This window comes from Xanthomonas sp. NCPPB 1128 (genome assembly GCF_001043115.1).
GTDB lineage: Bacteria > Pseudomonadota > Gammaproteobacteria > Xanthomonadales > Xanthomonadaceae > Xanthomonas_A.
The window spans coordinates 91,357-98,802 of record NZ_LFME01000016.1 but is presented as its reverse complement, the minus strand read 5'-3'; the positions used below and the strand labels follow the sequence as shown (position 1 = coordinate 98,802).

General features: G+C 67.0%; 5 protein-coding genes. All 5 read left to right on the top strand.

Annotated features, from left to right (window positions below; translation table 11 throughout):
• Positions 1–473 precede the first annotated feature (473 nt).
• Positions 474–1,292: an NADPH-dependent 7-cyano-7-deazaguanine reductase QueF gene (gene queF / locus ACP93_RS11735; RefSeq protein ID WP_048490867.1), complete on the top strand. Its 819-nt coding sequence runs from the start codon at positions 474–476 to the stop codon at positions 1,290–1,292.
• Between the two features lie 393 nt (positions 1,293–1,685).
• Positions 1,686–1,979: a LysM peptidoglycan-binding domain-containing protein gene (locus ACP93_RS11730; RefSeq protein ID WP_019801235.1), complete on the top strand. Its 294-nt coding sequence runs from the start codon at positions 1,686–1,688 to the stop codon at positions 1,977–1,979.
• A gap of 44 nt (positions 1,980–2,023) precedes the next feature.
• Entirely contained in the window at positions 2,024–2,548 is a 525-nt protein-coding gene (locus ACP93_RS11725) for a hypothetical protein (RefSeq protein ID WP_048490866.1), read from the top strand.
• 578 nt (positions 2,549–3,126) lie between these two features.
• Entirely contained in the window at positions 3,127–5,358 is a 2,232-nt protein-coding gene (locus ACP93_RS11720; RefSeq protein WP_048490865.1) for an NADP-dependent isocitrate dehydrogenase, read from the top strand.
• Between the two features lie 301 nt (positions 5,359–5,659).
• Entirely contained in the window at positions 5,660–7,399 is a 1,740-nt protein-coding gene (aceK, locus tag ACP93_RS11715; protein WP_048490864.1) for a bifunctional isocitrate dehydrogenase kinase/phosphatase, read from the top strand.
• The last annotated feature ends 47 nt before the right edge of the window (positions 7,400–7,446 follow it).

Sequence of the window (7,446 nt, the reverse complement as noted above, 5' to 3'; positions counted from 1 at the left end):
GGATGAGCAGGCCCAACGGCCACCTCAGCCTCCCAACCACCATGATCCGACGCCTCTCTGGTGCCGTTGCGACAGAGGCTGCCCCCCTAGCTCCAGGTCATGGCAGGTTGTTCGAGGTGCCCTTCAGTCGCGACGCATGAAATCCTGAGGCGCTGCCTGGGCAGCGGTTGGGGCCGAAGTCCCTCCCCACACCCATCGCGCCTGCTGCGCGCCCTGCCGCTGTAGGAGCGGCTTCAGCCGCGACGGGCCTTTCCCATTGAAGCCTCGGCGGACCGAAAGAAGAGCAAGAACCGCAGCCACAAGCGCCAGCCTGGGCACCGCACTGTGGGAGCGGCTTCAGCCGCGACGCGCGAAGCACCGAACCGACGCAAGCACCTCGACACAAGCAAGCCCGTTTTGCTTCTGCGAATCCCGAATCCCCACTCCCTGCCCATACACCTGCCAGCCAGAACACGCCCGCTACACTGCACCGCATGAACACCCCCCAGGATTCCAGCCTCGGCCGCGAGGTCGCCTACCCGTCGCAGTACGATCCCGCGCTGCTGTTTCCCATCCCGCGCGCTGCGGCGCGTACCGAGATCGGCCTCGACCCCGCGGCGCTGCCGTTCTTCGGCCTGGACCGTTGGCACGCCTACGAACTGAGCTGGCTCGATGCGCAGGGCAAACCCTGTGTCGCCACCGCGACCCTGCAGGTGCCGTGCGCCTCGCCCAACCTGATCGAATCCAAGTCGCTCAAGCTCTATCTCAACTCGCTCAACGCGATGCGCTTCAACAGCGCCGAGGCGCTGCGCAGCTGCATCGTCACCGACCTGTCGGCCCGCGCCGGTGCCGACGTGGCGATGGAATTCGGGCTGCCGCCGATGGATACGGTGGGCGAGGGCGAATCGCTGGATGCGCTGGACATCGCCATCGACTGCTACGGCCCGCCGCGTCCGGAATTCCTGTCCGCCGCCGATGGCGACGTAGTCGAGGAGACCCTCACCAGCGCCTTGCTCAAGTCCAACTGCCCGGTCACCGGCCAGCCGGACTGGGCCTCGCTGCACCTGCGCTACCGCGGTGGCCGCATCGACCGCGAAGGCTTGCTGCGCTACCTGATCAGTTTCCGGGAGCATGCCGGTTTCCACGAGCAGTGCGTCGAGCGCATCTTCCACGACCTGATGACGCGCTGCCGCCCGCAGTCGCTGCAGGTGGAGGCGCGCTACACCCGCCGCGGCGGCCTGGACATCAATCCCTGGCGCGCCACCGCGGACGTGGCCGAGCCGCTGAGCTTCCTGCGCGACGTGCGTCAGTAGGGCTGCTCCGAAACCGGGATTGCATCATCAGCGGCGACGCGCCGAAGCATCGACGCGTCCGGCCGTGCCGCAGTCGGGACTGAAGTCCCTCCCACAAGGAGCGCCCTGAGCGTAGCGCTGCCGTCAACACTCTGCGGCAGACCAGGATTCGCGTCGCTTGGATGATGCGCCCACACCGCGAAGGTACCGCGCGCGGTTGCCTGCGATCGACAGTGCAGCGTGCTCGCGATCCCGATGGCATGCACGGTCCCGACCGTTCGAGCGACACATCTCGCCGAGTTGGACTGCATGCGATGCGCCTGAACCGCAGTTGCGCAGTTCACGGCCGGGCGATCCTTTTTTAACAAATCCTGTGACACCGTGGTCGCGTCCCATCACGCACGGAGCCACGCGATGAACAGCGACAAGCGCGCCGATTTCTCGGCGGTCACCGCCAAGGTGGACACCACTGCCGACGTCGTACAAAAGGCGGATTTCTCCGCCGTACAGAGCAAGGTCGACAGCACGGCCGAGCAGGTCCAGCAGGTGTATGTGGTCAAGCCCGGCGATTCGCTGTCCAAGATCGCCAAGTTGCACTACGGCGACGGCAACGCCTGGACGCGCATCTTCGAGGCCAACCGCGATGTGCTCGTCGACCCCGACAAGATCTACCCCGGTCAGACGCTCAAGCTGCCCGCCGGCGCCTGACGCGCCCAGTGCCCTCTCGCCATTTCGACAGGAGTCCCGTCCCGATGAAAACCCGCTCGATGTCCTCGTTCTCGCCATTGCTGATCGCCTTGGTCGGCACCCTCGCGCTGGCCGGCTGCAAGAAGCAGGAGCAGCAGCAGACCGTGTCGCCCGATCCTACGTCGTCCGCGCCGACCGAGCAGATGCCGGGTCCGGCTGCCGCACCGGCGCAACAGCAGGCGTCAGCCGCGGCCGGCGCCAATGCCGTGAACGTCGCTGCCGTGGCCGTCGGCAACACCGCGGCGGCGGACAAATCGGTCGCACCGCTGACCACGCTCGCCAGCAAGGACAAGATCATCGTCTCGGTGAAGACCGAGGGCTCGGCCACCAATGCCAACGTTGGCGCCAAGCTGGTGTTCCAGGACGGTCAGACCGCCGGCGAGCGCACCGAAACGCTCAACACCAGCGGCGCCGACACCACCAATTTCGAGTTCACCAATCCCAAGGGCTGGCCGGCCGGCCAGTACAAGGCCGAGGTCACCGTGAACGGCCAGGCGGCGGGCACGCCGCAGACGTTCGAGGTGAAGTGATCCAGGGCTGAGCCCCCGATCACGGGTCGCACGTACCGTCTCTCTCCCGGCACGTGCGACACGCTGGCGCAGCCGCGAGGCTGCGCCTTTTTTATGTGGCTTGATGAAGCGTGACGTCCGTTGCCGTCATTGTGCTGCTTGTGGGAGGGACTTCAGTCCCGACGCGTGACGGTTGATGGCGACGCTTTGGCTTCCACACAGATCCCTTGGTCGTTTCGATCCACTCGATCCACGCACCCATCAGGACGCGACCTCGCGGTCCGCAGTGGCCGATTTTTCGGGCGGGTGGTTTCAATCCACACATCCGTGAGGGTGGGACAGGCAACCGGCGGGCGACGTGGATAGCGACGAAATTTCAATCCACGCACTGGTGGGCCGACAGGCCGCCACTGCGATGGGAAGGGCATGAACCCGCGTACGGACTGCACGACCCCGCGCTTTGCCCGCAGCCGGCAGACACGCGACAATGGACGGCCGATGTCCCGCCGTTTGGCGGCATCGCGAAACCTACAAGAAACAATACGCCGCCGTACTGTCGGTGCTGCCTATTCCCCCTGCCAGAGGTCATCCGTCGCGTCATGTCGAATACGCCCAAGATCCTGTACACGCTCACCGATGAAGCCCCGTACCTGGCGACGCAGTCGCTGCTGCCGATCGTCGCCGCATTCGCCGGCACCGCCGGCATCGCCGTGGAGACCCGCGACATTTCGCTGGCCGGCCGCCTGATCTCGCAGTTCCCCGAGTACCTGCGCGAGGACCAGCGCATCGCCGACGACCTGGCCGAGCTGGGCCAGCTGGCGACCACGCCCGAAGCCAACATCATCAAGCTGCCCAACATCAGCGCCTCGGTGCCGCAGCTCAAGGCCGCGATCAAGGAACTGCAGCAGCAGGGCTATGCGCTGCCGGACTACGTGGACGAGCCGAAGGACGAGAAAGAAAAGGACGCCAAGGCGCGCTACGACAAGGTCAAGGGCAGCGCGGTCAATCCGGTGCTGCGCGAGGGCAATTCCGATCGCCGCGCCCCGGCCTCGGTGAAGAACTACGCGCGCAAGCATCCGCACCGCATGGGCGCGTGGAGCGCCGACTCCAAGTCGCACGTGGCGCACATGGACGCCGGCGATGTCTACGGCAGCGAGCGCTCGGCGCTGATCGCGCAGGTCGGCAACGTCAAGATCGAGCTGGTCGGCAAGGACGGCACGGTCTCGGTGCTGAAGGAGAAGACCGCGGTGCAGGCCGGCGAGATCATCGACGCGGCGGTGATGAGCAAGCGCGCGCTGGCCGCCTTCGTGCAGGCGCAGATCGCCGATGCCAAGCAGCAGGGCGTGCTGTTCTCCCTGCACCTGAAGGCGACGATGATGAAGGTCTCCGACCCCATCATGTTCGGCGTGGTGGTCGAGGCGTTCTACCGCGACGTGCTGGACAAGCATGCCGCCACGCTCAAGCAGGTGGGCTTCGATGCCAACAATGGCATCGGCGATCTGTACGCGCGCATTGCCAGCCTGCCGGAGGCGCAGCGTGCGCCGATCGAGGCCGACCTGCAGGCGCTGTACGCGCAGCGTCCCGCGCTGGCGATGGTCAATTCCGACAAGGGCATCACCAACCTGCACGTGCCCAGCGACGTGATTGTCGATGCGTCGATGCCGGCGATGATCCGCGACTCCGGCAAGATGTGGAACGCCGAGGGCAAGCTGCAGGACACCAAGGCGGTGATCCCCGACCGCTGCTACGCCGGCGTGTACCAGGCAGTGATCGAGGACTGCAAGCTGCACGGCGCGTTCGACCCGGCGACCATGGGCAGCGTGCCCAATGTCGGGCTGATGGCGCAGAAGGCCGAGGAATACGGTTCCCACGACAAGACCTTTCAGGTCGCCGTTGACGGCACCGTGCGCGTCACCGATGCCGGTGGCACGGTGCTGCTGGAGCATGCGGTGGAAGCCGGCGACATCTGGCGCATGTGCCAGACCAAGGACGCGCCGATCCAGGACTGGGTCAAGCTGGCGGTCGAGCGCGCGCGCCTGAGCGCCACCCCGGCGGTGTTCTGGCTGGATCCGCAGCGCGCCCACGATGCGCTGATGATCCAGAAGGTGGAGCGCTACCTGCAGGATCACGACCTCAACGGCCTGGATATCCGCATCCTGCCGCCGGTGGAAGCCACCGCGTTCTCGCTGCAGCGCATCCGCAAGGGCGAGGACACCATCTCGGTCACCGGCAACGTGCTGCGCGACTACCTCACCGACCTGTTCCCGATCATGGAGCTGGGCACCAGCGCCAAGATGCTGTCGATCGTGCCGCTGATGGCCGGCGGCGGCCTGTTCGAGACCGGTGCCGGCGGTTCGGCGCCCAAGCACGTGCAGCAGTTCGTTGAAGAGAACTACCTGCGCTGGGATTCGCTGGGCGAGTTCCTGGCCCTGGCCGCGTCGCTGGAGCACCTGGGCCAGCGCCATCACGATGCCGCCATCGGCGTGCTGGCGCGCACCCTGGACCAGGCCAACGGCCAGTTCCTGGACAACGACAAGTCGCCCTCGCGCAAGGTCGGCGGTCTGGACAACCGCGGCAGCCACTTCTATCTGGCCCTGTACTGGGCGCAGGCACTGGCCGCGCAGGACGAGGACGCCACGCTGAAGGCGCGCTTCGCCCCGCTGGCCAAGCAACTGACCGAGCAGGAAGCGACCATCGTCGCCGAGCTCAACGGCGTGCAGGGCCAGCCGGTCGACATCCAGGGCTATTACCGCCCGAACCTGGAGCTGATCGGCAAGGCGATGCGGCCGAGCAAGACGCTCAACGACGCGCTGGCGACGCTGAGCGCCTGATCGCTTGAGCTGATCGTGACGCAAAGGGCCGCCCCCTCGGGGCGGCCCTTTGCGTTTCCGGCGCAGAAAACGTCCGGTACGAGCGGCTTCAGCCGCGACGGGCTTTACCGGGAACGCCCGGTCGCGGCTGAAGCCGCTCCTACGGGAAACCTGCGGCTGGCTTGACCTTGGCGAAGCAGGTCGCTGGAGATATGCATGTGGCGGATCGTGTCAGGGTCACGGCCTGCTGGTGGTTTTCCTGGATGCGTCGCCGGCTCCGCGCGACGCCCGCGCGACGCCACTACCTGGGTACACTGCGCGCATGCCGTCCACGCCGCTGCCGCTGCCGTCCGAACGCCGTGCCCAGGTCATCGGCCGCATCGTCTTCGAGGCGTTCGAGGACTACCATGCGCGCTTCGCGCAGATTTCCGCGCGTGCTCGCCAGCGTTTCGAGGCGCGCGACTGGAGCGCGGCGCGCGAAGATGCGATCGAACGCATCGCCCTGTACGACCAGTGCATCGCCGAGTGCATGCTGCGCCTGCGCGCGGTGCTGCTCGGCCAGGCGCACGACCGCGCCCTGTGGATCCGTGCGCGCGACCACTACGCCGAGCTGATCGCCGCGCTGATCGACCAGGAGCTGTACAAGACCTTCTACAACACCCTGACCCGGCGCTTCTTCCGCACCCAGGGCGTGGATGCGCAGATCGAGTTCGTGGCGCTGGACATCGAGCCCACCGATGCCATCACCCATCCGGTGGCGCGGCACAACTACGTGGTATCCGAGGCGCGGCCGGTGGATGCGTTCGTACGCGTGCTTGGCGACTATCGGTTCGACGTGCCGTACGCGCACCGCACGCGTTGCGCGGCGGCCATCGCGGTGCGGCTGCAGGACGATCTGGCCCACTGGGGCGAGAACCCGGTGCGCGGCATCGAACTGCTGGAGACGGTGTTCTACCGCGAGCGCCGCGCCTACCTGATCGGTCGTGTGTTCGGCGAGCATCGCTTCTCGCCGTGCGTGATCGCCCTGGTCAACGACGAACAGGGCCTGCGCGCCGAAGCGGTGCTGACCAAGCGCAACGACGTGGCGCAACTGTTCGGCATCTCGCGCAGCTATTTCCAGGCCGACCTGGCCACCGTCGGCGATGCGGTGGTGTTCCTGCGCAGCCTGCTGCCGCACAAGCCGATCGACGAGCTGTACACCATGCTCGGCCGCGCCAAGCAGGGCAAGACCGAGCGCTTCCGCACCTTCTTTCGGCACTTCCAGGCGTATCCCAACGAACAGCTGGTGCATGCCGAGGGCACGCCGGGCATGGTCATGGCGGTGTTCACCCTGCCCAGCTATCCGCTGGTGTTCAAGCTGATCCGCGATCGCTTCGCCTATCCCAAGACGATGAGCCGCGAGGAGGTCGAAGAGAAGTACGCGCTGGTGTTCAACCTCGATCGCGTCGGTCGCCTGCTCGACGCGCAGCCGTACCGCTCGCTGCGCTTCCCGCGCGCGCGCTTCGCGCCGGCGCTGCTGCAGGAACTGATGGAGGGCTGCGCGCGCAGCCTGCGCGAGGACGGCGACGACCTGATCGTCGAGCTGTGCTACGTGCAGCGGCGTCTGCGCCCGCTGAACCTGTACCTGCGCGAGCAGGGCACCGAGGCCGCGCGCGAGGCCGCGCTGGACTACGCGCAGGCGATCAAGGACATGGCCCGCAACAACATCTTCCCCGGCGACATGCTGCTGAAGAACTTCGGCGTGTCGCGGCAGGGTCGGGCGGTGTTCTACGACTACGACGAACTGTGCCTGGTCACCGACTGCACCTTCCGCGACTGGCCGCAGCCGCGCAACGAGGAAGAGGCGATGGCCGCCGAGCCCTGGTTCCACGTCGCCCCGCGCGACGTGTTCCCGGAGCGCTTCGCGCTGTTCATGGGCCTGCCGGCCGCCTCGCTGGAGGCGGTGCGCCACGCCCACGGCGAATTGTTCGATCCGCAGTGGTGGCGCGACCTGCAGACGCGGCTGCGCGAGGACGACTATCCGGACGCGCCATCCTACCCGGACGCGCTGCGCCTGGCCTGAGTTGCCGGCGGTCGGCCAGTGCGTTGTAATCGGTGCCCCATCTCAGG